Origin of the sequence: Shewanella sp. 3_MG-2023, from assembly GCF_030548765.1 — a bacterium.
In the GTDB taxonomy this organism is placed as follows: Bacteria; Pseudomonadota; Gammaproteobacteria; order Enterobacterales; family Shewanellaceae; genus Shewanella.
On sequence record NZ_JAUOSH010000015.1, the window covers coordinates 31383 to 54915 of the forward strand.

A 23533-nucleotide genomic window follows, 5' to 3' on the forward strand; every position below is an offset into this window, starting at 1 on the left:
TAAAACGGCTTTATAAACAGGAACTCTGTTATGTCAGCTCTTCTTCAACAACTGCGCCTACGCATTCAACAACTGCGCCAGATAACTGGGTTTACGCCAAGCTCGTCTCAAGGGTTTTACTGCCGCTTTAGATCTTTGCAGCCACTGTGCTTAGGCTGCAGCTTTACGCTTCTCTCGGCCTGTTCAGGTGACGATATAACCCCACTTCACCAAACCAATCCAGCTGCCGATTACTGCCTTAAGTTAGATGGCAGTTTAGCGACCATAGCTCACATCAATGGTGATATCTTACTGTGCACCTTACCCGATGGTGAAGTAGTGGAGTCTTGGGAATTATTTAGACGCGACCATCAAAAATCGTAGTGGCACTGAACGCTAAGCGCAATTGAATTGGCTAGCGCCTAAAATTATAAGTATCAGTGTGATAAAACGGATTAGCTTGTAGTGGTAGCCGTTACCAAGTCACTTTGTAAAACTGCACTATCAGGTTTCACCGCTGCAACTTCAGTGACTGCAACCTCAGTGACTGCAGCTTCATCAAGTTTAATTCTATCGGCTTTAGCAATGTAGGCCGGTTTGTTACTGCCAGCTTTTTTAGCATTGGCTTTTTTGGCTTTCGCTTTCAGGGTTGAGTTGATTTTTTTACGACGATTCATTGCATACTCTCGTTACTGTTACGCCGAAAAAATTCAATATTTTTACTGCAGATATTCAAATGGAGGGCGATTTTACAATTGAACGGTTAAAAATACCAATTTTGAATCATCAAAATTGGTATTTAGATTTTAAGATTAATTAATCTTGTATCACCACCCAAATCGCATGTAGCACACCTGGAAGGAAGAATAATAAGCATAAAATGATGTTGATCAGTAAGTCTTTACCGACCCCTTTTTTCAAGAAAACCGCCACCGGTGGTAATAAAATTGCCAGTATAATCAGAAGAATTTTGTTTGCGTCCATAAGTTTCAGTGTCCTTTTTATCAACAGTAAAAGCTAACTAGTGTAAAAATAATAACCAATTGTGAAAGTCGCTAAATATCATTATGATTATTTTACCTACAATTTCATATTGAAATATTTATAAATTTTTGAAGGCTTAATGATAGAAAATAGTAGTAGCTTAGTGTTAATTCAAGTTATTTGCGTGCTTTGTATTGCAGCAACTGTCGCTTGGATCATCATGGTCGTACCAATGAAGGTCGCGCCCAGTGCCAGCTCACGCTTTGCATTGGCTAATTTTTCTATCCTTGTCGGCATGCAGCTTTACATTCAGCGCACAGATGAACCCAGCTACTTACATTGGCTAGTCGCTGATATGTTCATCCTGATTGGCTTTTGTTTATTACGCTGGGGCGCACAACGGCTGTATCACCTGACCTCTAGCCATCGCAATGATTTAATGCTGCTGTTTATCACTGGCGGGTTAATGCTATTGGCTAAACCGCAAGCCTCTAGCTCTGCGTACTTGATGATTATTTTATCCTTTAGTGCCGCCACACTATTTTTTATGCTCGCCAAAGATCACTATGTCGCGTTGAAAGCTAACTTTACTGCTTTTGCAACTTATTGGTTAGTCATCCCCATTGTTGCTATTGGATTCATGTTTTTTATCAGAGCGTTCATTTTGATGCTCTATCCAGAAAAAGTAGCCAATTACGCCGCCTTTAATGCCAAAGAATCTATCCCTATTTTATGGACCTATATCGCACTTATTTTGATCGTGAATATTCTTATTATTGGTAACACTATCAATCGCCTAGTCGTAAAGATTAGAACTCTCGCCAACAAGGATGCCCTCACCGGATTATGGAACCGTAATGCCCTGCAACATAAACTCAATACTGAACATCAACGCTGGTTAAGGGATAAGGTTAGCTTCAGTGTGATGGTGATTGATTTAGATCGCTTTAAAGATATAAACGATAATTATGGTCATGTGGCTGGTGATGAAGTGCTTAAAGCGGTGGCGCAACAATTGAGCTCAGCGACCCGAAAATTAGACTATTTATGCCGCTTTGGCGGCGAAGAGTTTGTGCTGATCTTACCCTTAACCGATGAAGATAACGTGCTACAAGTGGCAAGCAAACTGCAGCATAAATTAGCTCAAATTCAACTGGACTGGCACGGTAACACCATATCCATTGAAGCCAGTATCGGCTGTGTCACCATGAAAGAAGGCGTCGATGCCGAAGCGTTATTAGGACTGGCCGACAAAGCCATGTATCAAGCAAAAAACAGTGGTCGCAATTGTGTTAAATCAGCCAACCTAATGCGCTTACAAAGCGATTCAATTTAACCGCTAACAAATCCATTTTACTGCAAGCGTGATGACTCTGAGCACGTTTACTTTACTGGCGCAGGCCATGGTAAATCATTGGGACTTTGCCATTCATTTGCTAGCTGCTGAGTGACTGCTGCCAGTTTGAATTGCTCACCTAAATGGGGCCATTGAATAAATTGGTACTGCGTAGCTTTATATTCAAACTGCAGCGCCATTGCATGCAGGTAGCATCTATCTGATGCCTCTCCGCCATAAAGGCTATCCCCTAAAATCGGTACCGCTAGACTGGCTAACGCGACCCGTAATTGATGGGTTTTACCACTCAGTGGTTTTAGTAAATATAACCGAGTCCCAGCGGCAATTGAATGGGAAAAAAACTGCGTGATAGCGGGGTTCTCAGTAGAACGTAATAACTTATACATACTGCGACGCGACTTAGCCATATCGCCAATCACCCAACCTTGTTTCTTTTTCGGCTTACCTTTAGCAATGGCCAAATAATATTTTTGGATCTTATGAGCGCTAAACATCTCGGTGAATATCGCTGCGGCGGCTGAAGATTTAGCCAAAATCAATAAGCCTGAAGTTGGCGTATCTAAACGGTGAACCGCATATAACTTAATCCCTAAATCAGCCTCAACTTGAGCGACTACGCCCGCATTACCATCTTGACTGTGAAAATGAACCCCTGCGGATTTATTAATGATAATAAAGTCAGGATGCTGCTCAACTAGCTGATACATAAATGGGCTTCTATTAAGTAATGATGAGTGATGCGAGATAACATTGAATACTGGAAGTGAACATTAGAAATGAATATCGGCAATCAAACCAGGGTTATTATCTACCAATTCAATACTGGCACGATGGCGAGATAAAATCGCTTTTACCATAGATAACCCTAAACCTGTGCCTTGATGGTGACGACTAGGATCTAAACGCACTAAACGCTCAAACACTCGTTCTTTGTCTTGCGCATTTATCCCTGGGCCATTATCAATAATTTGGATCCGCCGACCTTGTTGCACAATGCTAATTTCGGCATCTTCAGGCGCGTACTTAATGGCATTATCCACTAGGTTAAATAATGCTTGGAATAGCAGGTATTTATCCCCTGAAATAGTGACATCATTTTCAATCACTAAATTAAGGGTTTGCTGTTTAGACTCAGCCACCACTTCTGCCATTTCATATAAATCTTGGCAAAGCTGCTGCAAGCTAACGGGTTGCATATCAAGGGTCTGCTGGCCTTCTTCAATGCGCGTTAGTGACAACATGGCATCGAAGGTTGCTAAGCAATGATCTAGCTCTTCTAGCAGCATTGCGGTGAGCTCAGGTATCTGCTCGGCCGGTTTTTGCGGTAACTGCTCGATACCTATGCGCAAATGCGAAAGCGGCGTACGTAAGTCATGGGCGATATTATCGGTCACCCCGCGTACTGACATTAAGTTGTGCTCTAAGGTATCTAATACCCGATTAAACTGTCCTGCGAGCATATCAAATTCATCTTGATTATGACTGACAGGAAAACGGGTATCGTATTGGCCTTGCTCAATTTTTTGACTGAGTAAATTATACTGCACTAAGCGCCGTAAGATGGCTTTAGAGAAGATAAAACCAACGGCTAAGGTCATTGCTAATGTCAGCGCTACCACCCAAAAGGCCGCATTAACAAATTTATCAATCAATGCAGCTAAGTTATCAGTACGGGTGGCGATAAGCACGGGACCGTAATTGGTTAACACCAATCCTCCGGTCAAAATATGCAGTTTATCTGGTCCGCCAGTGAGAATGGGGAAATCGCGGGTTTCAGGCAATAATGGCATGTTGTCAGGTACAAAACTTAAGGCACCAACCATGTCGACATTATTACGCCAAGCAATTAACGCGGTTTTGGGATCAGCCGCGCGAATTTGCGCCGCAAAACTACGACGGTCCAAAGTGAGGGCTAATTGCTTGTAGCGCTGCATTTCAGTCGCGAGATGCTGCTCAACTTGGCTTTCTTGTTCCATGACTAGCTGCCGGTATAAACCCGATACCAGCAGTACAATTAACAAGGTCACCAAAGTAGAAAATATCAGCGTGATCCGCCAAGCACTACTTTGGTAGGGTTTAATTCCCTTTACTGAGGCGATAACCAGCCCCTCGAACGGTTTCGATAATTTCTGGGTGACCTAACTCTTCAAACTTGCGGCGTAGCTTAGCGATATGTACATCAATCACATTGGTGCGGGGGTCAAAATGGTAATCCCACACAGCTTCAAACAATAGCGTACGGCTAATGACTTTGTTGGGATGCTCCATTAAGTATTTGAGTAACTGAAATTCTTTAGGTTGCAGCATAAGTTCATGATCATCTAAGGTCACTTTGCGCGTGAGTAGCTCCATTTTCAAATTACCGACTTCAAGATCGGTACTATTTGAAGCAGGCGCATTGCGTTGAATTAACTTTTCAGCTCGCACTTGCAACTCTGCAAACGCAAAAGGCTTAGTCATATAATCATCGCCACCAGCACGTAAGCCTTTTACACGCTCATCCACATGACTTAATGCTGACAAGATTAACACTGGGGTTTCATTACCATTTTTACGCAACGCGGTTAACAATGTTAACCCATCAATTTGGGGCAGCATTCGGTCTAAAATAATAATATCGAAATCATTATTTTTGGCTTTATACAGGCCATCATGGCCATTGGTTGCCGTATCGACTTGGTATTGCTGAGCTGTAAAACCCTCTGCAACATACTGTAATGTTGTTGCGTCATCTTCAACGATTAATACTCGCATAGTGCTGTTCCTTAGTCCCACTGCAGTAGGGGTAATGGACGTAAATTCTCAATATCAAAAGCAATAGTATGCTTACTGGCCGCATTAAGTAGCTTCAATTCTAAATAACTTATGGTCAAATCGTGCTCGAGTTCTGCTTCAATTAAATAACCAGATTGATTTTTTGTCGCTAACTTAATCAAATCCGTAAAGGTCATTTTATGATCAATAAGTACTTTGGCGGCCTTAATTTGGTCTAAATCATCTGAGGCAAAATGACTTAATTTCTTACTCATCAAGCTGCCATCTTTGGCATCAAATTCAAACGCTATAAGTTCGTTTGTATCAAGGTTGATAAGTTCTATTTCATAAATTAACTGATCTTTTTCAATATCCATATCAAAAGCTGAAACCAAGCCATTGTGATCCATTTCAACTTGCTGGATCACCACAATAGGTTCAACGTACTCACCTTGAGATAACAAAGTATGCATACTAGGCGTTGCCATCACCATTGAAGGGAATACCACAAGCAATGATAGAACAATACGGAACATGAGAGCCTCAAAAGACATTGATAATTGAGCTACTTTACCTAAGCCGATTAAAAGACCCAAGCTTTGTAAGATTAATAATTGATCATGATTCTAGAATATGAACTTGTTCTGACTTCAATGCTATTGTGGTGGCTAAACCTTGTTGTAGCTCAAGTTTAGTCGCTAAGTGAGCTGGCACATCCATATTAAACGTCTCATCAATCCCTGCCATACGCGCTTTTATACGTACAGATTCCCCCATCACCAACATAGAATCAATCACGATATCGAGTTTATTGATACTGCGGCAAAGGCGGCCGCTGGTAATAGCGCTGAATCGAATGCCCTGATTAGGGATCACCCAGCGTACGGTTTGACCAACTTCGCAATCTGGGGCGCTATCGCTAGCAATAATCTGGTCGCCCATTTTAAGCCAAGTAATATTGGCTTTTTCATCACGACCAGACACTTGGGCATTAAAGATATTACGTAAGCCCATTTGCCTCGCCACGGTTTCATTGCGAGGATGAGACAAGACATCAAACGGTTTACCTTGCTGGAGCATTTTGCCTTGGCTGATTAAAATCATTTTATCGGCCAGTAATAAAGCCTCATTCATATCATGGGTCACCATAATCACTGGAATTGATAATTGCGATTTTAACCGTGCTAACTCAATATATAACCTTTCTCGGGTTTCTCTATCCACCGCAGAAAAGGGTTCATCCAGCAATAAAACTGCCGGCTCTCTGGCAAGCGCCCTGGCTAAGGCGACTCGCTGGCGCTGCCCACCCGAAAGCTGCGCCGGTAATCGTGCCGGCAAGCCATGTAAATTAACTCGCTCTAACCAATCTAACGCACGGGCTTTACGCTCATGCTTTGGAATATGATCGAGCCCAGAAATAACATTATCCAGTGCCGTTAAGTGCGGAAACAAACCAAAGTGTTGTGGCACGTAGCCGATATGACGTTGCTGCGGCGATAAATTGATGCGCTTCTGATGACAAAACCAAGTTTTATCTCCACTTTGAATCGCTCCTTGTTGAGCTGAACCTAAGCCCGCAATCATTCGCAGCAAGGTGGTTTTACCACCACCTGAAGGGCCAACGACGGCTAATACTTCTCCCGCTTTACAACTAAAGTCAGCCTCTAACGGGATCGGTGCTTGTTGGGAAATATGGCAATGTAAATCAACGTTGCGGATTGGCATGCTCGCCTCCTAAACGCCTTGAAAGACTGGTGGTGATTGCCAAGACACTAACGGCAAAGACCAATAACACTAACGACATGGTACCAGCCGCTTCAAAATCAAAGGCCTGCACACTGTCGTAGATGGCAATAGATATGGTTTTGGTTTCACCGGCAATATTACCGCCTAACATTAGCACTACACCAAATTCACCCAGCACATGGGAAAAACACAGCACCACTGCGGTTAACACCCCAGGCCAAATCATCGGTAGCTCAATTTTGACAAAAATTCGCCACCAACTCATGCCACAACAGGCGGCGGCATCAGGAATATCGTGAGGGATAGTTTCAAATGCCCGCTGGATTGGCTGCACTGCAAAGGGAATATTGACTAAAATAGAGGCAATAACTAAACCGGAGAAGTTAAACACTAATTGCACGCCAAAGAGTGACTCAACCCATTGGCCGATGAGGCTTTGACTGCCAAGGCCAACCAGTAAGTAATAGCCTATTACTGTGGGAGGCAGCACTAAGGGCACCATGATTAACGCTTCAACCCATGACTTCCCTTTGAACTGACGGTAAGCCAGTAGTCGACCAACTACAATGGCCAATGGCACTAAAATTAGCACAGTAACGCTACTCAGCTTGGCTGATAACCATAACGATTGCCAATCCATAGATTAATTCTCGACTTGCATAAAAGCGCTTGAATTAGCACGCTGAGGAAAACCAAAACCATAATTGAGCAGTACATCTTTTGCGGCTTGGGTTTGCATATACTGATAAAACTGCTGAGTGGTAGCACCAGCATTGGGCATCATCACCATTCGCTGATTAATCGGCTCATATAACGACTGGGGTATTTCGATATAATTGCCCATTTTGCGAAACTGCTCAGATGACGCTAACGATAGCGCCACTATGCCACCTTGTGCAGAACCACTTAAGGCAAATTGCGCCGCTTGCGAGACATTTTCGCCCATGATGATTTTAGACTCTAACTGCGGCCATAAGCCTTTTGCTTGCAATAAACTTCTGGCTCTTTCGCCATAAGGCGCGTGAGCAGGGTTAGCAATAACAAAGCGGGAAATCTTGCCATCAGTTAACTGCTGTTGTAAGCCGTTAAGCTCAGCATCAAGCACTAGGGAGGAGTTTTTCGGGGTAACTAGGGCTAACTTACCAATAGCATAAATGGTGCCATCAGAGTCTGTTTTTCCCGCTTTATGCAGCTGCTGAACATAAAACTCATCAGCACTTAACAGCATTTCAAAGGGAGCCCCATGTTGGATCTGGGCGACAAAATTACCCGAAGATCCATAGGATACTCTTAATGGCAATCCAGTTGAGGCAGTGAAGTTGGTAACAATTTCATCAAGAGCAAATTTAACATTAGCAGCGGCGGCAATCGCTGGAGGTTTGGCCGCCAGCGATGAAAATGACACCAATAACACTAGGCTAGATAACGCCCTGATAAAAGCGGTTCGACGCCTTTGACTCAATGAAAAACAACGGCGAATCGTGCTTAACGTCATCATGTCAGCATCCTATGCTATTTAGATTCATTCCACATAGTGGCTGCTTGCTCATCTGAATCACGGGCTTCAACCCAATTATTGCCTTGCTCACCAGCTTCTAGTTTCCAAAATGGTGCTTTGGTTTTTAAAAAGTCGATTAAGAACTCACAGGCTGCAAAAGCGGCTTTACGGTGGGCACTGGTAACACCGATAAACACGATTTGCTCACCAAGCTCCATACGGCCAACACGGTGAATAATTGTGACATAATTCAGCGGCCAGCGAGCATAGGCTTGCTCAGCCAGTTGCACTAATACCGCTTCAGTCATGCCAGGGTAATGCTCAAGGGTGAGATCAGTCACTGCGCTGCCGTCATTAAAGTCACGCACTTTACCGGCAAAGGTCACCACTGCGCCATCACTGTTATCTTGTGCAATAGCGGCGTACTCATCGGCGACATTAAAGTCTTCGGTTTGCACTCTCACCACTTGTTTAGTATTCACTTGGCTCATGGTTAGCCTCCAGTGACAGGTGGGAAAAAGGCCACTTCATCGCCATCTTTAACCGCTGCATCCCATGAACTCATGGTTTGATTAACGGCAACTAATAATTTATCTGAGGTGAGTACTTTAGCCCACTTTTCATCTTTAGCGGCTAGGGCTGCGCGTAATTGTTCAGTATTGCTAACGCCATCAGCAGCAACTTCTACTTTAGCGGTGCCGAGTAACTCTCTTACTTGTGCAAAAAAAAGGACCTGGATCATGTCAATCTCTCGTCTTTCAAAATTTTAAAATGGCTAATATTTTATCTTTATAGCTGATGTTGCTAACTCGCATTGATAACTAGCGTGATAGTGCTAGTTAAGCGCTGCCGGCTAATCTTCAGCTTGGAAATGACCTGATTTGCCGCCACGTTTTTCAAGTAAACGTACTTGGGAAATGATCATGTCTTTTTGCACCGCTTTACACATATCGTAAATGGTTAATGCAGCGACTGAGGCAGCTGTTAATGCTTCCATTTCAACGCCCGTCTTACCTGATAACTTACATAAGCTGGTGATCCTGACGCGATTAAGTTCTGGCTGCGCTTCAAGGTCTACTTCCACTTTGGTCAGCATTAATGGATGACATAATGGGATCAGATCTGAGGTCTTTTTCGCGGCTTGGATACCGGCAATACGCGCAGTAGCAAACACATCACCTTTATGGTGACTACCGCTCATGATCATCTCTAACGTACTTGGCGCCATATCAATAAAGGCTTCGGCGCGAGCTTCACGCTCAGTGATATTTTTTTCTGTGACATCAACCATGTGGGCATTGCCATCGGCATTGATATGGGTAAAACAATTGCTCATGCTAACTTGCCTTATAGAATCTTGAGAGTAAAAAATTATTCAAATATAAGTAAACCGCAGCAGCTTAACCGCCAATAGAGGCTAAGTGCTTGGTGACACCCGTGATACCTTGGTGGAGATAATGGGTTTCTTTTTTCTGGGCTAATTGGCCATGTAAGCGCTCAATTAACTCGGCGCGCTGAGACTCGTGTTGCAATAAGTCACGTAAGTCCAGACCGGTTTCGGTAAATAAACACAAATGCAATTTACCTTTGGCCGACACTCGTAAACGGTTACAGCTGGCACAGAAGTTCTTCGCATAAGGCATGATAAGCCCTATACGACCTTGGTAATCTGGGTGACTGAAATTTTGCGCAGGACCATCATCTACATCAGGAAGATCATATAACCAACCTTCTGACTCAAGTTTTAACTTAATATCGAGTCCAGCTAGATGATGAGCGTTGAAATAATCATGGCCTAAGCCTGTTTCCATCAGTTCGATAAAACGCAAATCAATCGGCGTATTCTTTATCCACTGCAGAAAACGGGGCAAATCTTTATCATTAAGCCCTTTGAGTAAGACTGCATTGATTTTGATTCGCTCAAAACCTGCATCAAGTGCAGCATCAATGCCACGCATGACTTCATCAAATTTGTTCTCACCAGTGATTTGATAAAACATCTTAGGATCTAAGCTATCAACCGACACATTGATGCGTCTAAGTCCGGCGTCATACCATTCTTTGGCATTTTTCTCGAGACGATAGCCATTAGTGGTGGTAGCAATGGTTTTGATATTGTCATTGTCTGCAACGATACGAATGATATCTGTGAAATCTTTACGTAAGGTTGGCTCACCACCGGTGATGCGGATTTTTTGGGTGCCTACTTCACCAAAAGCTGCCACTAAATTTTCAATTTCATTTAACGCGAGAAACTTAGGTTTGCCATCAGGTCTGTAACCATCTGGGAGGCAATAGGTGCATTTGAAGTTACAAACATCAGTGACTGACATTCGCAAATAGTGAAACCTTCGACCGAAACTGTCTTGTAATTGGGACATGTTAACCTTTCCAAGTGTGGGAGGTAAGCGCATTTCTTTGCTGACCCCGGTGGCATAATTACCACGGCTAAATATCCATATCTGTGGACGTAGGACATAAAGCTCGGAGAACCGTCAGACTTAATTATAGGCCTAAATTCGCTCGAATCAGTATCTTTTTATGACATTTTGTCCCAGTTAGTCAAAAATCTGTAAATATTTGCGAGCCAGCTCACGAGCTTAAAATCTCACTTGCTACTGTGACCTTTAGCAATTTTAAGGTAAGGTGAGTAAAACAAAAAAATAACAAACCCGCCAAAAAACGGGAAATTAAGAACTAAGGTGAAATGATGGAACGCGAATCAATGGAATTCGACGTAGTTATCGTTGGTGCTGGCCCTGCCGGACTCGCGACTGCTTGTCGATTAATGCAAATATCACAAGATGCAGGCAAGGAAATGACTGTCTGCGTGGTTGAGAAAGGATCTGAAGTCGGCGCTCATATTCTGTCCGGTGCCGTATTTGAACCAACGGTATTGGATGAGCTATTCTCTGATTGGCGCGATTCAGACATTCCACTTAATACTAAAGTCTCTCACGATGAAATCTACCTATTGAGCTCTGATAGTAAATCTCAGCTTATGTCCAATAGCTTAGTACCAAAAACCATGCACAATGATGGCAACTACATCATCAGTGTCGGTAACCTCGCTCGCTGGTTAGCTGAGCGCGCTGAAGCATTAGGGGTAGAAATTTTCCCTGGTTTTGCGGCCAGTGAGGTACTTTACAATACCGATAATAGCGTTAAAGGTATTTTAATTGGCGATATGGGTGTTGGCATTGATGGTCAGCCTAAAGACAGCTATATGCCGGGCATGGAACTTCACGCTAAATACACGGTGTTTTCAGAAGGTTGTCGTGGTCATTTAGGTAAAGAGTTAATTGCAAAATATCATTTAGATAATGGTAAAACACCACAGCATTACGGCTTAGGCTTTAAGGAAATGTGGAAAATCCCTGCTGAACAGCATCAGCAAGGTAAAGTGGTACACACAGGTGGCTGGCCCTTAAATGATGGTGCATCTGGTGGCGGCTTCTTATACCACATGGAAGATAACCAAGTGGCAGTTGGACTGATTATCGACCTTAACTATAAAAACCCTCACATCAGTCCGTTCGATGAATTTCAGCGTTATAAACAACATCCTGTTATCGCACAAACCTTATCGGGTGGTGAACGTATTACTTATGGCGCTAGAGCGATTGCAAAAGGTGGGCTTAACTCATTACCTAAAATGAGCTTTCCTGGCGGCTTATTAATTGGTTGTGATGCTGGTACGCTAAACTTTGCCAAAATTAAAGGCACCCATACTGCAATGAAGAGCGGTATTGTCGCTGCAGAAACCTTAGCGGAAGCATTAATGGCTGGGGTTGAAGCAGGTAAAGATTTAGATTGTTTCCAAACGCGCATAGAAAAAAGCTGGCTCCATGAAGAGCTGGTTAAATCACGCAATTTTGGCCCTGCTTTACATAAGTTTGGTACTTACCTTGGCGGTGCATTTAACTATATCGACCAAAACTGGTTCGGCGGTAAATTTCCAATCACCTTACGTGATGAAGCTCCAGATCATGCTGAAATGGGCTTAGCTAAAGACTTCAAAGAAATTCAGTACCCTAAACCTGATGGCAAATTAAGCTTCGATAAATTATCGTCAGTTTACCTATCTAATACTTACCATGAAGAAGATCAGCAGTGTCATTTACATTTAAAAGACCCTACGATTCCTATCGCGGTAAACCTAGTTAAGTTCAACGAGCCAGCTCAGCGTTACTGCCCTGCTGGCGTGTATGAAGTGGTCTCTGAAGGCGCTGAAAACAAGTTTGTGATTAATGCGCAAAATTGTATTCACTGCAAAACATGCGATATTAAAGATCCAAGTCAAAATATCACTTGGGTCACCCCTGAAGGTGGCGGTGGTCCAAACTACCCGAACATGTAATCCTTATTTAGATGTGTTTCAGCCACTAAAAAGCCGCATATAAACAATGCGGCTTTTTGTTGCAAGCAATAGGCTCTAAGTGATTTTCAACGTCATTACTTTATGAAGTTAATCGTTAATGGATAGCGATATGCGATACCTTCGCCTGCCCTGATGATGGCAATAATGGTACAAATGATATCCATCAACCCTAAAAGAATAAGCAATATAAAGCCAATACCAATAAAGGCTAAAATAGAACTAACGATGGCATAAATGAGTAAACTCAATTTAAAGTTGAGACAGTTTTTCCCGCACTCATCAACAAATTTAAATTCATCACGTTTCATCAACCACACGATTAGTGGTCCAATAATGCTGCCCAGTGGAATAATATAACCAGCAAAACTTGCCGCATACACCAACAAGCCCATATTACGTGCTTCTTTTTCTACTGTATCCACTGAATCACTCATGATTTTCCCTATTATTTATATTACTGATTTGATTTTGATGTCGCTGTTTCTAGTTTTGCGCTGGCCCATATAAACGGTAATGCCAGTTCTCTATTGTTTGCGTTTGAATTCGTTTTTGTAAGCTAGCAACCCAAGTTTGCGCTAACCCTTCACAGTGCAACAGAGTCGAATATTGTTCGATATTCACTTCTGCTAGAAAGTAAATTTTCATCGCCTCAGCAATAGAGATATTCGATTTTCGCTCGACTAAATAAATGCTATCACCAGCGTTAATTTCACCTTGTTGCAAGACTTTATAAAACCAACCACACATCGCAGTTTGTTGCATAGCAAGGGCAAATTGAGGGTGACCAAACTGTAAGTTAAGCTTAAAACAGGGCGAACGAGGCTGGGTGACTTGCAATAGCGTAGTGCCAATTTGAATAATATCGCCAATATTGACCTGTGATTCATCTAAGCCAACGCTACTGATATTTTCGCCCATGGCAGGCGCATCTTTAAAACCTGCCATTAAATCCCAACGACGATATTGGCCATAATGCTCTCGAGGAAAGTGATGCAGTACCCGATCGCTGCCGCCATGATGCTGTGGATCTGCTTGGCCATCGCCTGTTACGCCCAGCTTGGAGACGATAAGGGTTTGGGCGAGTTGTTTATTGTTAATGCCACTATCAATAAGGTGCGTCTGATCACCAAGAGCACTAACTTGTTCTCCTTGATATAAAGCGGAAATTTTTTTAACCAGCAACTGAGCATCCATGAGCAGTAACTCTTAATTAACAAGGGATTGGATTATTTAAGAATATAGCAGGCTTATAGCAGTGCTTACTATAGGGAATTTTCAAAGCGCATTTTTAGCCCTAACACAAAAGAGCGATGCTAAACAAAAAGCCCCTGCAAATGGGGAGATTGCAGGGGCATAAATCTTTCAAATTACATTGGGCATTAACGTATCCCAGAAATGGAAGAAACTTTTTCAACAAAAAGCCATATAAAGCATCCTGTTCAATAAGTTACCTTGTCATAATAATCGTCTCACATGACAGAACAACGACACTTTTATGATAAGAATATGACCTGAGGCGACAGTAAAATGATAACTAACAGCAATTAGCCTAAAATATTCGCCCACTATTTAAACTGAGTTAATTTCAGTTACTCACTATGTTTTTTTGATTGAAGATAATGCTGCAGCGCATCTCCTGGGACTGAGCTGGCAGTAGCCACGGCAATGGCGGCCCATCTTGCCCCTTCTTCCATGGCTTGGGTAATGGCTTTTTGCTGGCATAAATAATGGATTAAGCCTGCGGCAAAGGCATCTCCAGCCCCTGTAGTATCTAACACTTGCGCTGTTACTGCTGGTACATGAAACTGTTCATTGGCACTATAGGCTATCGCCCCATTCTCGCCATCGGTGACCACAAAGTATTGCAATGACTCACCGGCAATTTTAGCGGCAAAATCCCACTTATTGTCATCACAGCGGCCATGCATATCGGTAATTGAAGCAATTAAAATATGGCATGGTCGTACCCGCTCATCTTTAGCTAACTGCGATACGACCAAGCAATGATCAAGGGCTGATGCGGTCCATTGACTAATGCCTTTAGCTGATGAGTTAGTGTATAGGGCATCCCATTGTCGCCAGCTTGGCGGCGTGCTTAGTTCAAATAGGGGTCTTTGTGGGCGGATAATAGTGCGTTCACCATCGGGCGTCATCACCAATAACATTTCACAGGTTGCGCCATCAAAGCGTTCCACTAAGCGGCAATCTAGCCCCTTGGTGCTGGCTTGAGCCAAAATCCAATTACCTATCTTGTCAGAGCCCACTTGGCTCACTAACGAGACATTGTGCCCAGCCCATACCAAACCGATGCCGGTATTAGCACCACCGCCACCGAGCCGTAAGCCGCCATCTTGATAATGAAAGCGACCTCCGGTTTGCAGCGGTTTATCTAATTCCAGTAAGCGGTCACAGTTAATGTTGGCAAGCAGTAAAATATTAGCCATAGCGGTCTCTTTTAACAATCCAATGTCCAATGCACCAAAATCATCATGATAAAAATGACGAGGATGGTGGGACAGTGATGATGCATTCAAAATCAGTATACTGCAAATAACAAAAAAGGCAGTGACCATGGTCACTGCCTTTCATTAACTTATTTCTCAAGCTTGGGGCGCTTACATATCAGCGGCTTGCAAGGGTTTACGTAATTGAGCGCGAACATTATCCATGCCTGAATAAAATTCTTTCATCATCAATAAGCCCATCATTTTACCGTTATCGGTCCAAATGAGGTTATCAGGATCGTTCGGGTCATTTTTAATTGCACCTATGGCTCTCATTGAGGCCATTTCTTTAAACAATGCGGTATCTAAGTTAACGCCGAAGGTTTCACGGAAATACTTACGTGATAAACGACCAGAGAACATGCCCAGTAAGAAGCGATATTGCATCACTTCTTTCTTGCCATATTGCTTTTGTTGCTCGACACCCATTTTGCCATTGGCAATGCGCTCTTGGTATTTTTTAAGCGAGAAGGTATTCACGTATAAGGTGTCATCTAAGAAACTAAATGAACCTGAACCTACGCCTAAGTATTCATCATAATCAATAACATACTCATCAAAGCCTTCGTTCTGCGCTTTACCAAATGCCCAACCAGATAGCTGAGTATATTGACCATTTAAGGTATTAAGAATTTGACGATACTGACGTGCCATATCACCGTGTGGCGCAGCCAGTTTACCCTTAACACTCTTACGAGTTTGGTGGGTAATCATCAATGGATAAGTAGTAATTTGGCGAGGGTCTAGCTTAGACGCCATATCTAAATCATGCTGAATAACTTCATCGGTTTGACCGCGGAAACCAAAAATCAAATCAACATTGATAATCGGGAACAGCTCTTTTGCCGCCATAATTTTATCAAATGTTTGCTGACCGGTACCGAATTTCTCAATGCGGTCTGTCATCGCTAAAATGTCATCATTAAAGCTTTGCACACCAATAGACATACGATCGACTAAGCCTTCTAACTGCTTAAAGCCAGGGCTGTCTAAGTGCTGAGGATCGGATTCACACGATACCTCTTTAATATTCGGGAATAGGGTTTTAGCATGCTCGATGGTACGAGCCAATTCATCTTCTAATACCGTGGTGGTGCCGCCGCCGATATACATAGATTCAAAGTCGTAACCGAGGTTTTTAACCATATCCATTTCTTTGCGTAAAGACACGAAATAGCGACGAGCTTTATCTTCATTAAATAAGAAACGATGGAAAGTACAGTATGAACACAAGGTATGACAAAAAGGTACATGAGCATACAGCATGTACTTTTTACCTTCTACTGGCGCTGGCATCATTTCCGCTGAAACCGTGTCTAAACGCAAATTACGATCAACGTAAAATTGCATCACTTTTTCCATCGCATTTATCATCCAATCTGGCGTGGTGATATTGGCCTGATAAGGTGATTGGATAATGGTATCTGATGGACGGATAATTGATGACATGGCAATTCCTAGTTAAAAAGGGGCTCGCAAGCAACGCTAATGAGTTGCTACTCAAGTAGAAAATTTCGACATACGCTACAAGGATGTTAACTATCTAGAAGTTATCAGTTAAAAACAACCAAATCTGTCGATTTTTACCGCCACGATCACAAATTAGGAGTGCTTAAATAACCAATAGCTAATATAAGGTATCACATTGTTAAAAATGATAAAAAGTTTTGTTAAAACACGGTTAACCTAAAGCCGAAATAAAAACACCTCCAAAACCGAAGTCATTGGAGGCGCTTTTTAAGCTTTAGCTAAAAATACTGCAGACCTATTAGTCTTTATATTTTAACTCGCCATTCGCTTTAATTTCATCATACCAAAGGTTGTGATGCTGTTTCGCCCACTGCTCATCACAGTAACCTGAAACCATACAATCCATACCACCTTCTGACATAGCAGTTGCCATGAAGATATGCACGATTGAGAAGGCACAAATCACGATAGCGCTCACTGAGTGAATAACTAACGCAATTAAGCTTAAGGTACGGCTTGGTTCAAATAAGTTCGGGAACAGTAATAACATTCCTGATACTGAGATGAATAAACCAAACAATGCGAATGCCCAAAACCACAGTTTTTCACCCGCATTAGCAAAGCCCGCATCAGGGTGCTTACCTTTAAATGGACCGAAGTTAATGTAACCACCAACCACCATCATCCACTTAAGGTCGTACATTTTTGGCATTTGGTTTTTAGCCCAAAGCACTACCATTAACACCCAACCCAACATGAATGGGATAGCCATATAGTCGTGAACTTCTTTAGCAACGTAGACTAAATTAGACCACATACCTTCACTAATATACGGTTGGAAGAAATAACGGCCAGCCAATAGTACTAAACCTGTCAGTATCAATAACAAGCAAGGGATCGCACCTAGCCAGTGAATTGAGACATCAAATTTAGACCAGCGATACACCATCTTGCCGGTGAAACCACCGTGAAGCTTAGAAATACCGTTTATCTTGATAAACAGTAAGAAGATGATGATCATGCCAAATAACGCCGCCATTAACGCAGGCGCTAGTAAGTCACTACGGAGTTGAAATACACGCATATCATAAGTATTGATAGGCTGTGCATGGAACTCGCTGGTTGAAGTAGTACGCCCTTCAACACCGTCTTTAAGCTGTGTCCAAATTTGAACATTGCTGTCTTGCGCTGTTGTCGGTTGCTCACCACTTGCATGGGCAAATGTGATCACACTGAATACCAGTGCAACTGCAATGCCTATTTGTTTGAACCACTTGTTCATAATACTTCCTCTATGCTGCTTGATGCCCAAGTGACCTTGGGCATCATAGCTATGCTTACTAACTCAGCTGGAGATTAACCCCAAATAGCCTTGTTAGAACCGCGATAAGCCACACGCTCACGGAAGATAGCAGAAACGATTTCTGCATCACCAGCAAGTAGGGCTTTGGTTGAACAAAGCTCAGCACACATTGGAAGCTTGCCTTCTGCAACACGGTTAGCACCATATTTCTGACGCTCTTCATTAGAGTGATCAGCTTCTGGGCCACCAGCACAGAAAGTACACTTGTCCATCTTACCGCGAGCACCAAAAGCGCCGCCTTGAGGGAACTGAGGCGCTCCAAATGGACATGCATATAAACAGTAACCACAACCGATACAAGTATCTTTATCGTGCAGTACGATACCGTCTTCAGTTTTGTAGAAACAGTTTGCAGGACAAACAGCCATACAAGGTGCATCACTACAGTGCATACATGCCACTGAGATAGACGCTTCACCTGGTTGACCGTCATTGATAGTCACTACGCGACGACGTTGAATTCCCCACTCTAAAGCAGAGTCGTTTTCGTTTTTACAAGCTGTGACACAACCATTACATTCGATGCAGCGCTTGGTATCACATAAAAATTTCATTGTAGCCATTCGGCAATTCTCCTAGCTTAAACTGCTGTTACGCTTTCTCTACCTGACAAAGCGATGCCTTAGTTTCCTGCATTTGTGTCACAGGGTCATAACCGTAAGTCATTGCAGTGTTACAAGACTCACCTATTACGTAAGGAACAGTACCTTCTGGGTAGTTAGCTGCTAAGCTTTCGCCATGCATAACACCCGCAAAGTGGTAAGGCATCCAAGTAACACCTGGTTTAACGCGTGGAGTAACCATAACTTTAATCTTAATACGGCCACCTTCAGCACCTTCTAACCAAACAGTATCACCGTCACGTAGACTGCGATCTGCGGCATCAGCAGGGTTCATTTCAACAAACATTTCTTGTTGAAGCTCTGCAAGCCAAGGGTTAGAACGAGACTCTTCACCACCACCTTCATACTCAACCAAACGACCAGAAGTCAGTACTAATGGGTACTTAGCTGACGTGTCTTTCTCTTGGATTGACTTGTAAAGAGTTGGTAAGCGATGTACTTGCATATCATCGTAAGTTGGGTACTTAGACACAAGATCACGACGAGATGTGTATAACGGCTCACGGTGAATAGGTACGATATCTGGGAAAGTCCAAACGATACAACGCGCTTTAGCGTTACCGAATGGAATACAACCATGCTTAACAGCAACACGTACGATGCCGCCTAATAGATCGGTTTTCCAGTTCTTACCTTCAGCTGATGCTTTTTCTTCAGCTGTTAGTTCGTCCCACCAGCCTAATTGCTTAAGCATTTGTGCAGAGAACTCTGGGTAACCATCAGTGATTTCAGCGCCTTTAGAGAAGCTGCCATCAGCAAGAATGTTCTCACCTTTGTATTCAACACCGTAACGTGCACGGAAGTTACCACCACCGTCTTTAACGTGTTTGCTTGTGTTATACAGGATTTGAGTACCAGGGTGCTTCTGCTCTGGCGTACCCCAACAAGGCCAAGGTAAACCGTAAGTTTCGCCTTTAGCAGGTCCGCCAGCAGCTTCAAGAGTCTTGTTGCTGAACGTGCCCCAGTTTTGGGTGTGCTGTTTGATACGCTCAGGGCTTTGACCTGTCATACCAATAGTCCACATACCGCGGTTGATTTCGCGAGTGATGTCTTCAATAACTAGGATGTCATTGGCATCTTTAGCGATACGTTTAGTGTATTGCTCTGCAAAACCAAGCTTTTGAGATAGACGGTACATGATCTCAAGGTCAGTTTTTGATTCGAATAAAGGCTCGATAACCTTTTCACGCCACTGCTGACTACGGCCAGAGTTAGATACTGAACCTTCAGTTTCGAACTGAGTCGCAGCTGGAAGCAAGTAAACACCGTTCTGACGACGATGCATAACACCCGCCATAGTTGGGAATGGATCCACAACAACAACTGTGTCCATCTTATCTAATGCATCACGCACTTCGCTTTGACGAGTTTCAGTGTTAACAGATTGACCCCAGAAGAATGCCATACGGATGTTGTCATTCTGCGCTAGTTTACCCTTCTCTTCTAACACACCATCGTGCCAGCGAGAACAAGGAATACCAGGAGTGGTCATTGGGTCGCGACCTAAGTAAGTACCTTGGTCGAAACGGTTGCTAACCCAAGATTTTTCAAGATCCCAAACGTTAGTCCAGTGATCCCAAGCGCCTGAAGTTAGACCGTAGTAACCTGGTAAGTTATCAAATAACAAACCTAAGTCAGTTGCACCCTGTACGTTATCGTGACCACGGAAAATGTTTGTTCCGCCACCAGATACACCCATGTTACCAAGGGCTAATTGAAGGATACAGTAAGCACGAGTGTTAGCATTACCTACGTGATGCTGAGTACCACCCATACACCAAACAACAGTACCTGGACGGTTATCTGCCATCATTTTCGCAGCTTGGTAAACTTCTTCTTCGCTACAGCCAGTTACATCAGCAACTTCTTTAGGCGGGAATTTTTTCACTTCTTCGCGAATTGATTCCATTTCGAAAACACGTTCTTTGATGAACGTCTTGTCTTCCCAACCATTTTCAAAGATGTGCCATAGCATACCGTAAATGAATGGAATATCAGTACCAGGACGAAGACCACAATGTAGGTCAGCGTGCGCGGCAGTACGTGAGAAACGAGGATCAACAACGATGATTTTCGCGTTGTTTTTCTCTTTCGCTAATAAGATATGCTGCATTGCAACTGGATGCGCTTCAGCCGGGTTTGCACCGATGAAGAAGATTGCATTTGCATTCTGGATATCATTGAAAGAGTTAGTTTGCGCACCATAGCCCCAAGTGTTTGCAACACCAGCTACAGTGGTAGAGTGACAAATACGTGCAGAGTGATCGATGTTGTTTGTGCCCCACATAGCCGCAAATTTACGGTACATGTAACAACCTTCGTTCGAGAACTTAGCACTACCCATGAAGTAAACTGAATCAGGACCTGACTCTTCACGGATATCTTGCATCTTGTCGCCAACTTCGTTGTAAGCTTGCTCCCAAGATAGTTTCTTCCACTTGCCATCAACCAATTTCATTGGGTATTTAAGACGCTTCTCACCGTGACCATGTTCACGTAATGCAGCACCTTTAGCACAATGTCCACCAGCGTTAAATGGGTGATCGAATGCAGGTTCTTGACCTGTCCAAACGCCATTTTGTACTTCAGCGTATAAACCACAACCAACTGCACATGCAGAACATACAGTACGTTTGATTTCAGTTGGTGCATCATGAGCAATTTCTTTTGCTTCAGCTCGACGCATCATGCCAGTGCCCATTAATGAAGCAGCGGCGATACCACCAGTAGCAATACCTGCATTCTTCATAAATTGACGACGGTTGATACCGAGCGACTTGCTAGCAGCTTTAGGTGCTGCTGTAGACTTGCGAGTTAACTTCATCGCTTATTTCTCCTGAATTATCCGCGTAAGCTATCGTAGTAGCTACGAATATGCGCAGTTTCTTTGTAACCATTAGAACCTTTGATACTAATGTTACTCTCGGTTGCTTTTGCCACACTCACACCTGAAACAGCAATTGCTGCAGTAGCAGCGCTACCTACGGTGATGGCTTTCAGCAAAGATCTGCGGTTCAGATCAGGCTGTTGCTTCTTCATCTTTACTCCTGGGTTTAATACACATCTGCTTATCATGCAGATGCCCTCTTAGGCCTTTTTAGTTACCAAACACCATTGTTAATCAATGGTTAAGTGGATGAGCTAAAAAGGTAAAAACACATATAAATGAATCTAGTCCACAAATTTACGCCGCTAATATATAGAGAGAGAGGCTGAAATAATATGATCTAACACCTGTTCATTGGCCTAAAATAACCAATAAATAAAGAAAGCGTTAACTGGGTCATGTTTTCAAATCATGCCGTGTGAGAACAAGACTTTGGGGTGGGATTTTAGCTGCATTTACAATGTTAAATAATTTAACAAAGCGATTGAGTTAAAAGGATTTTTATACAGTTTTTGTCTAAATAAACACCACAGCAACCATATAACTTTTAGGACTTACAACCTGTACCTATAGTGCTTTTGGTTATTAAAATAACCAATAGTTAGCTGCCCACAAATCACTCAGTAAATATTAACAAGCAAGTTACTTTGTAGCATGAGTAGCACGCAGAAAGCGTCCAAGAAAATTCAGTAATAACTGCAATCAATAAGCCACTAAAATTGGTCCAAGTAGCTCTTGGAATAGCTCTTGGAATAGCTCTTGGAATAGCTGTTGGAATAGCGGCCTAAATTAAGCGATTTATTCGTCCAGCAGTGAGCAATAAAATAGGTACTGACAAAACTACCCGTTCCGCCAGCAGGCAGATATAAAAACACCTCAACAAGATAGACTCTGTTGAGGTGTTTTAAGCACAAACTAAAAATATGCTAAGTCATTATTACTTCTGATATTTTATCGAACCGTTAGCTTTGATTTCATCGAACCAAACATTGTGATGCTGCACTGCCCAATTTTCATCACAATAGCCTGAAACCATGGATTCCATACCACCTTCACTCAATGCTGTTGCCATCCAAATATGCACAATGGTAAATGCAATGAGAATCGCAGCACTAATGCCGTGAATAAGTAGCGCGGCCATTGAAGCTTCACGGGGTAAATCTAATCCCGGTAACACTAGCATGATGCCTGATACGCTGATAAAGAGGCCAAAGAACACTAAGGTCCAAAACCACATTTTTTCACCGGCGTTGGCAAAACCACTGTCTGGATGCTTACCTTTAAATGGACCGAAGTTGATGTAACCCCCAACCACTAAAAACCATTTTAAGTCATACATCTTAAAGGTTTGCAGTGGCATCCATTTAACAATACATAGCAACCAAGATACGATAAATACCGGACCTGTCCAATCATGTACTAGTTTACTAAAACCAATAACACCAGCCCAAATACTCGCACCGACATAGGGCTGAATAACAATTTTACCTAGTATGATCACCAGACCAGTTAGCATTAACGTTAAACAGGCAACGGCCATAATCCAATGCAGCCAAATATCTGCTTTAGACCATCGCTCAACCATCTTGCCTGAATACCCCTTCGCCAATTTTGCTGGGCCATTAACAAAGTAGAATAGTAAAAATGCAGCAAATACACCTACGAGAGCTAACGCCACTCCGGGAGTAATATAGTCATCTCTGATTATTCGACCTTGATTGCCCGCAACATTAATCAGTACGCCGGGTTCAATACCTTGAGCTGTTGTAAAGCCAGAGTCGCCAGCTTTCACTGCTCGCCATAATTCAGCCGGGTTTTCCTTCCCTGCCTGCTGCTTACTTGATTGTTCATCTGCCGCTAAGGTTGTGGTTGCAAAACCTAACCCCATCACCAGAACCAACAGAGCAAACAAGCTACGCAGTGATTTGTTTAACTGTTTGTTTAACATTGTCACTCCTTGCTTGGTTACGGACAAAGCCCGTAACCT

25 protein-coding genes and 1 riboswitch are annotated in these 23533 nt (G+C 42.9%); of the genes, 3 read left to right on the plus strand and 22 right to left on the minus strand.

Annotation, left to right across the window (positions count from 1 at the left end; all coding sequences use genetic code 11):
* Positions 1 to 30: 30 nt before the first annotated feature.
* Positions 31 to 363 carry a DUF333 domain-containing protein gene (locus tag Q4591_RS10235; RefSeq protein ID WP_303460936.1) on the plus strand — a complete coding sequence of 111 codons (333 nt, stop codon included), beginning with the start codon at positions 31 to 33 and terminating at the stop codon, positions 361 to 363.
* Positions 364 to 434: 71 nt separating this feature from the next.
* Here the strand turns inward: Q4591_RS10235 and Q4591_RS10240 are convergent, their stop codons facing one another.
* Both Q4591_RS10240 and Q4591_RS10245 read right to left on the minus strand, forming a co-directional pair.
* The gene (locus tag Q4591_RS10240; protein ID WP_102436005.1) at positions 435 to 656 is read right to left on the minus strand and encodes a DUF2986 domain-containing protein; all 222 of its coding nucleotides are present in this window, start codon (positions 654 to 656) and stop codon (positions 435 to 437) included.
* A 139-nt stretch (positions 657 to 795) separates the two neighbouring features.
* Positions 796 to 963 carry a YqaE/Pmp3 family membrane protein gene (locus Q4591_RS10245; RefSeq protein ID WP_076541354.1) on the minus strand — a complete coding sequence of 56 codons (168 nt, stop codon included), beginning with the start codon at positions 961 to 963 and terminating at the stop codon, positions 796 to 798.
* Between the two features lie 139 nt (positions 964 to 1102).
* On the opposite strand from Q4591_RS10245, the gene Q4591_RS10250 reads away from it, so the two are divergent.
* Positions 1103 to 2299 (plus strand): GGDEF domain-containing protein, encoded by a 1197-nt coding sequence (locus Q4591_RS10250; RefSeq protein WP_102436003.1) that lies wholly within the window; start codon positions 1103 to 1105, stop codon positions 2297 to 2299.
* Positions 2300 to 2346: 47 nt separating this feature from the next.
* Here the strand turns inward: Q4591_RS10250 and Q4591_RS10255 are convergent, their stop codons facing one another.
* From Q4591_RS10255 to moaA, 11 genes are all read right to left on the minus strand, one after another.
* Entirely contained in the window at positions 2347 to 3027 is a 681-nt protein-coding gene (locus Q4591_RS10255) for a TIGR01621 family pseudouridine synthase (protein WP_102531521.1), read from the minus strand.
* A 63-nt stretch (positions 3028 to 3090) separates the two neighbouring features.
* Entirely contained in the window at positions 3091 to 4347 is a 1257-nt protein-coding gene (locus tag Q4591_RS10260) for a HAMP domain-containing sensor histidine kinase (RefSeq protein ID WP_303460937.1), read from the minus strand.
* Positions 4348 to 4396: 49 nt separating this feature from the next.
* Entirely contained in the window at positions 4397 to 5074 is a 678-nt protein-coding gene (locus Q4591_RS10265) for a response regulator transcription factor (protein WP_303460938.1), read from the minus strand.
* A gap of 11 nt (positions 5075 to 5085) precedes the next feature.
* Positions 5086 to 5610 (minus strand): PepSY domain-containing protein, encoded by a 525-nt coding sequence (locus Q4591_RS10270; RefSeq protein WP_303412836.1) that lies wholly within the window; start codon positions 5608 to 5610, stop codon positions 5086 to 5088.
* 82 nt (positions 5611 to 5692) lie between these two features.
* Positions 5693 to 6799 (minus strand): ABC transporter ATP-binding protein, encoded by a 1107-nt coding sequence (locus Q4591_RS10275; RefSeq protein ID WP_303460939.1) that lies wholly within the window; start codon positions 6797 to 6799, stop codon positions 5693 to 5695.
* A complete protein-coding gene (gene modB, locus Q4591_RS10280) occupies positions 6780 to 7460 on the minus strand; it encodes a molybdate ABC transporter permease subunit (RefSeq protein ID WP_303460940.1) in 681 nt (226 codons plus the stop codon). The genes Q4591_RS10275 and modB overlap by 20 nt, the downstream gene beginning before the upstream one ends.
* Before the next feature lie 3 nt (positions 7461 to 7463).
* Positions 7464 to 8318, minus strand: a complete 855-nt coding sequence (gene modA / locus Q4591_RS10285; RefSeq protein WP_303460942.1) for a molybdate ABC transporter substrate-binding protein — start codon at positions 8316 to 8318, stop codon at positions 7464 to 7466.
* Between the two features lie 14 nt (positions 8319 to 8332).
* The gene (gene moaE, locus Q4591_RS10290) at positions 8333 to 8809 is read right to left on the minus strand and encodes a molybdopterin synthase catalytic subunit MoaE (RefSeq protein ID WP_102476470.1); all 477 of its coding nucleotides are present in this window, start codon (positions 8807 to 8809) and stop codon (positions 8333 to 8335) included.
* A gap of 2 nt (positions 8810 to 8811) precedes the next feature.
* Positions 8812 to 9060 (minus strand): molybdopterin synthase sulfur carrier subunit, encoded by a 249-nt coding sequence (moaD, locus tag Q4591_RS10295; protein ID WP_076541374.1) that lies wholly within the window; start codon positions 9058 to 9060, stop codon positions 8812 to 8814.
* A gap of 111 nt (positions 9061 to 9171) precedes the next feature.
* On the minus strand, positions 9172 to 9654 hold the full coding sequence (moaC, locus tag Q4591_RS10300; RefSeq protein ID WP_102476471.1) for a cyclic pyranopterin monophosphate synthase MoaC: 483 nt from the start codon (positions 9652 to 9654) through the stop codon (positions 9172 to 9174).
* Between the two features lie 64 nt (positions 9655 to 9718).
* Complete coding sequence (gene moaA, locus Q4591_RS10305) at positions 9719 to 10699, minus strand: GTP 3',8-cyclase MoaA (protein ID WP_102476472.1); 981 nt, start codon at positions 10697 to 10699, stop codon at positions 9719 to 9721.
* A riboswitch (molybdenum cofactor riboswitch) is annotated at positions 10687 to 10820 on the minus strand. It overlaps the preceding gene by 13 nt.
* A gap of 208 nt (positions 10821 to 11028) precedes the next feature.
* Here moaA and Q4591_RS10310 point away from each other — a divergent pair.
* Positions 11029 to 12678 (plus strand): electron transfer flavoprotein-ubiquinone oxidoreductase, encoded by a 1650-nt coding sequence (locus Q4591_RS10310; RefSeq protein ID WP_102531517.1) that lies wholly within the window; start codon positions 11029 to 11031, stop codon positions 12676 to 12678.
* Between the two features lie 95 nt (positions 12679 to 12773).
* On the opposite strand, the gene Q4591_RS10315 is transcribed toward Q4591_RS10310, so the two are convergent.
* The 9 genes from Q4591_RS10315 to Q4591_RS10355 all read right to left on the minus strand — a co-directional run bounded on the left by Q4591_RS10315 (position 12774) and on the right by Q4591_RS10355 (position 23494).
* Positions 12774 to 13133, minus strand: coding sequence for a DUF4870 domain-containing protein (locus Q4591_RS10315; protein ID WP_102435982.1), 360 nt, complete (start codon positions 13131 to 13133; stop codon positions 12774 to 12776).
* A 49-nt stretch (positions 13134 to 13182) separates the two neighbouring features.
* Positions 13183 to 13893, minus strand: coding sequence for an MOSC domain-containing protein (locus Q4591_RS10320; protein ID WP_303460943.1), 711 nt, complete (start codon positions 13891 to 13893; stop codon positions 13183 to 13185).
* Between the two features lie 395 nt (positions 13894 to 14288).
* Complete coding sequence (locus tag Q4591_RS10325; protein WP_303461016.1) at positions 14289 to 15143, minus strand: PfkB family carbohydrate kinase; 855 nt, start codon at positions 15141 to 15143, stop codon at positions 14289 to 14291.
* Between the two features lie 171 nt (positions 15144 to 15314).
* Positions 15315 to 16652 carry a coproporphyrinogen III oxidase family protein gene (locus Q4591_RS10330; protein ID WP_303412850.1) on the minus strand — a complete coding sequence of 446 codons (1338 nt, stop codon included), beginning with the start codon at positions 16650 to 16652 and terminating at the stop codon, positions 15315 to 15317.
* Between the two features lie 319 nt (positions 16653 to 16971).
* A complete protein-coding gene (locus Q4591_RS10335) occupies positions 16972 to 17955 on the minus strand; it encodes a formate dehydrogenase subunit gamma (RefSeq protein ID WP_303460945.1) in 984 nt (327 codons plus the stop codon).
* Between the two features lie 74 nt (positions 17956 to 18029).
* Positions 18030 to 18599: a formate dehydrogenase FDH3 subunit beta gene (fdh3B, locus tag Q4591_RS10340; protein WP_102476477.1), complete on the minus strand. Its 570-nt coding sequence runs from the start codon at positions 18597 to 18599 to the stop codon at positions 18030 to 18032.
* A 28-nt stretch (positions 18600 to 18627) separates the two neighbouring features.
* Positions 18628 to 21483, minus strand: coding sequence for a formate dehydrogenase subunit alpha (locus tag Q4591_RS10345; RefSeq protein WP_303460947.1), 2856 nt, complete (start codon positions 21481 to 21483; stop codon positions 18628 to 18630).
* A gap of 17 nt (positions 21484 to 21500) precedes the next feature.
* Positions 21501 to 21698, minus strand: coding sequence for a twin-arginine translocation signal domain-containing protein (locus Q4591_RS10350; protein ID WP_102435971.1), 198 nt, complete (start codon positions 21696 to 21698; stop codon positions 21501 to 21503).
* A 785-nt stretch (positions 21699 to 22483) separates the two neighbouring features.
* The gene (locus Q4591_RS10355) at positions 22484 to 23494 is read right to left on the minus strand and encodes a formate dehydrogenase subunit gamma (RefSeq protein WP_102435969.1); all 1011 of its coding nucleotides are present in this window, start codon (positions 23492 to 23494) and stop codon (positions 22484 to 22486) included.
* Positions 23495 to 23533 lie beyond the last annotated feature (39 nt).

Excerpts from the sequence above, each read along its gene's own strand:
- modA (WP_303460942.1), bottom strand. The coding sequence starts at position 8,318 with ATGATGACGTTAAGCACGATTCGCCGTTGTTTTTCATTGAGTCAAAGG.
- Q4591_RS10355 (WP_102435969.1), bottom strand. The coding sequence starts at position 23,494 with ATGTTAAACAAACAGTTAAACAAATCACTGCGTAGCTTGTTTGCTCTG.
- Q4591_RS10250 (WP_102436003.1), top strand. The coding sequence starts at position 1,103 with ATGATAGAAAATAGTAGTAGCTTAGTGTTAATTCAAGTTATTTGCGTG.
- Q4591_RS10240 (WP_102436005.1), bottom strand. The coding sequence starts at position 656 with ATGAATCGTCGTAAAAAAATCAACTCAACCCTGAAAGCGAAAGCCAAA.
- Q4591_RS10350 (WP_102435971.1), bottom strand. The coding sequence starts at position 21,698 with ATGAAGAAGCAACAGCCTGATCTGAACCGCAGATCTTTGCTGAAAGCC.
- Q4591_RS10270 (WP_303412836.1), bottom strand. The coding sequence starts at position 5,610 with ATGTTCCGTATTGTTCTATCATTGCTTGTGGTATTCCCTTCAATGGTG.
- Q4591_RS10255 (WP_102531521.1), bottom strand. The coding sequence starts at position 3,027 with ATGTATCAGCTAGTTGAGCAGCATCCTGACTTTATTATCATTAATAAA.
- Q4591_RS10235 (WP_303460936.1), top strand. The coding sequence starts at position 31 with ATGTCAGCTCTTCTTCAACAACTGCGCCTACGCATTCAACAACTGCGC.
- Q4591_RS10325 (WP_303461016.1), bottom strand. The coding sequence starts at position 15,143 with ATGGCTAATATTTTACTGCTTGCCAACATTAACTGTGACCGCTTACTG.
- Q4591_RS10265 (WP_303460938.1), bottom strand. The coding sequence starts at position 5,074 with ATGCGAGTATTAATCGTTGAAGATGACGCAACAACATTACAGTATGTT.
- Q4591_RS10245 (WP_076541354.1), bottom strand. The coding sequence starts at position 963 with ATGGACGCAAACAAAATTCTTCTGATTATACTGGCAATTTTATTACCA.
- Q4591_RS10335 (WP_303460945.1), bottom strand. The coding sequence starts at position 17,955 with ATGAACAAGTGGTTCAAACAAATAGGCATTGCAGTTGCACTGGTATTC.
- Q4591_RS10275 (WP_303460939.1), bottom strand. The coding sequence starts at position 6,799 with ATGCCAATCCGCAACGTTGATTTACATTGCCATATTTCCCAACAAGCA.
- Q4591_RS10320 (WP_303460943.1), bottom strand. The coding sequence starts at position 13,893 with ATGGATGCTCAGTTGCTGGTTAAAAAAATTTCCGCTTTATATCAAGGA.
- moaC (WP_102476471.1), bottom strand. The coding sequence starts at position 9,654 with ATGAGCAATTGTTTTACCCATATCAATGCCGATGGCAATGCCCACATG.
- moaA (WP_102476472.1), bottom strand. The coding sequence starts at position 10,699 with ATGTCCCAATTACAAGACAGTTTCGGTCGAAGGTTTCACTATTTGCGA.
- modB (WP_303460940.1), bottom strand. The coding sequence starts at position 7,460 with ATGGATTGGCAATCGTTATGGTTATCAGCCAAGCTGAGTAGCGTTACT.
- Q4591_RS10345 (WP_303460947.1), bottom strand. The coding sequence starts at position 21,483 with ATGAAGTTAACTCGCAAGTCTACAGCAGCACCTAAAGCTGCTAGCAAG.
- moaD (WP_076541374.1), bottom strand. The coding sequence starts at position 9,060 with ATGATCCAGGTCCTTTTTTTTGCACAAGTAAGAGAGTTACTCGGCACC.
- moaE (WP_102476470.1), bottom strand. The coding sequence starts at position 8,809 with ATGAGCCAAGTGAATACTAAACAAGTGGTGAGAGTGCAAACCGAAGAC.
- Q4591_RS10315 (WP_102435982.1), bottom strand. The coding sequence starts at position 13,133 with ATGAGTGATTCAGTGGATACAGTAGAAAAAGAAGCACGTAATATGGGC.
- fdh3B (WP_102476477.1), bottom strand. The coding sequence starts at position 18,599 with ATGGCTACAATGAAATTTTTATGTGATACCAAGCGCTGCATCGAATGT.
- Q4591_RS10310 (WP_102531517.1), top strand. The coding sequence starts at position 11,029 with ATGGAACGCGAATCAATGGAATTCGACGTAGTTATCGTTGGTGCTGGC.
- Q4591_RS10330 (WP_303412850.1), bottom strand. The coding sequence starts at position 16,652 with ATGTCATCAATTATCCGTCCATCAGATACCATTATCCAATCACCTTAT.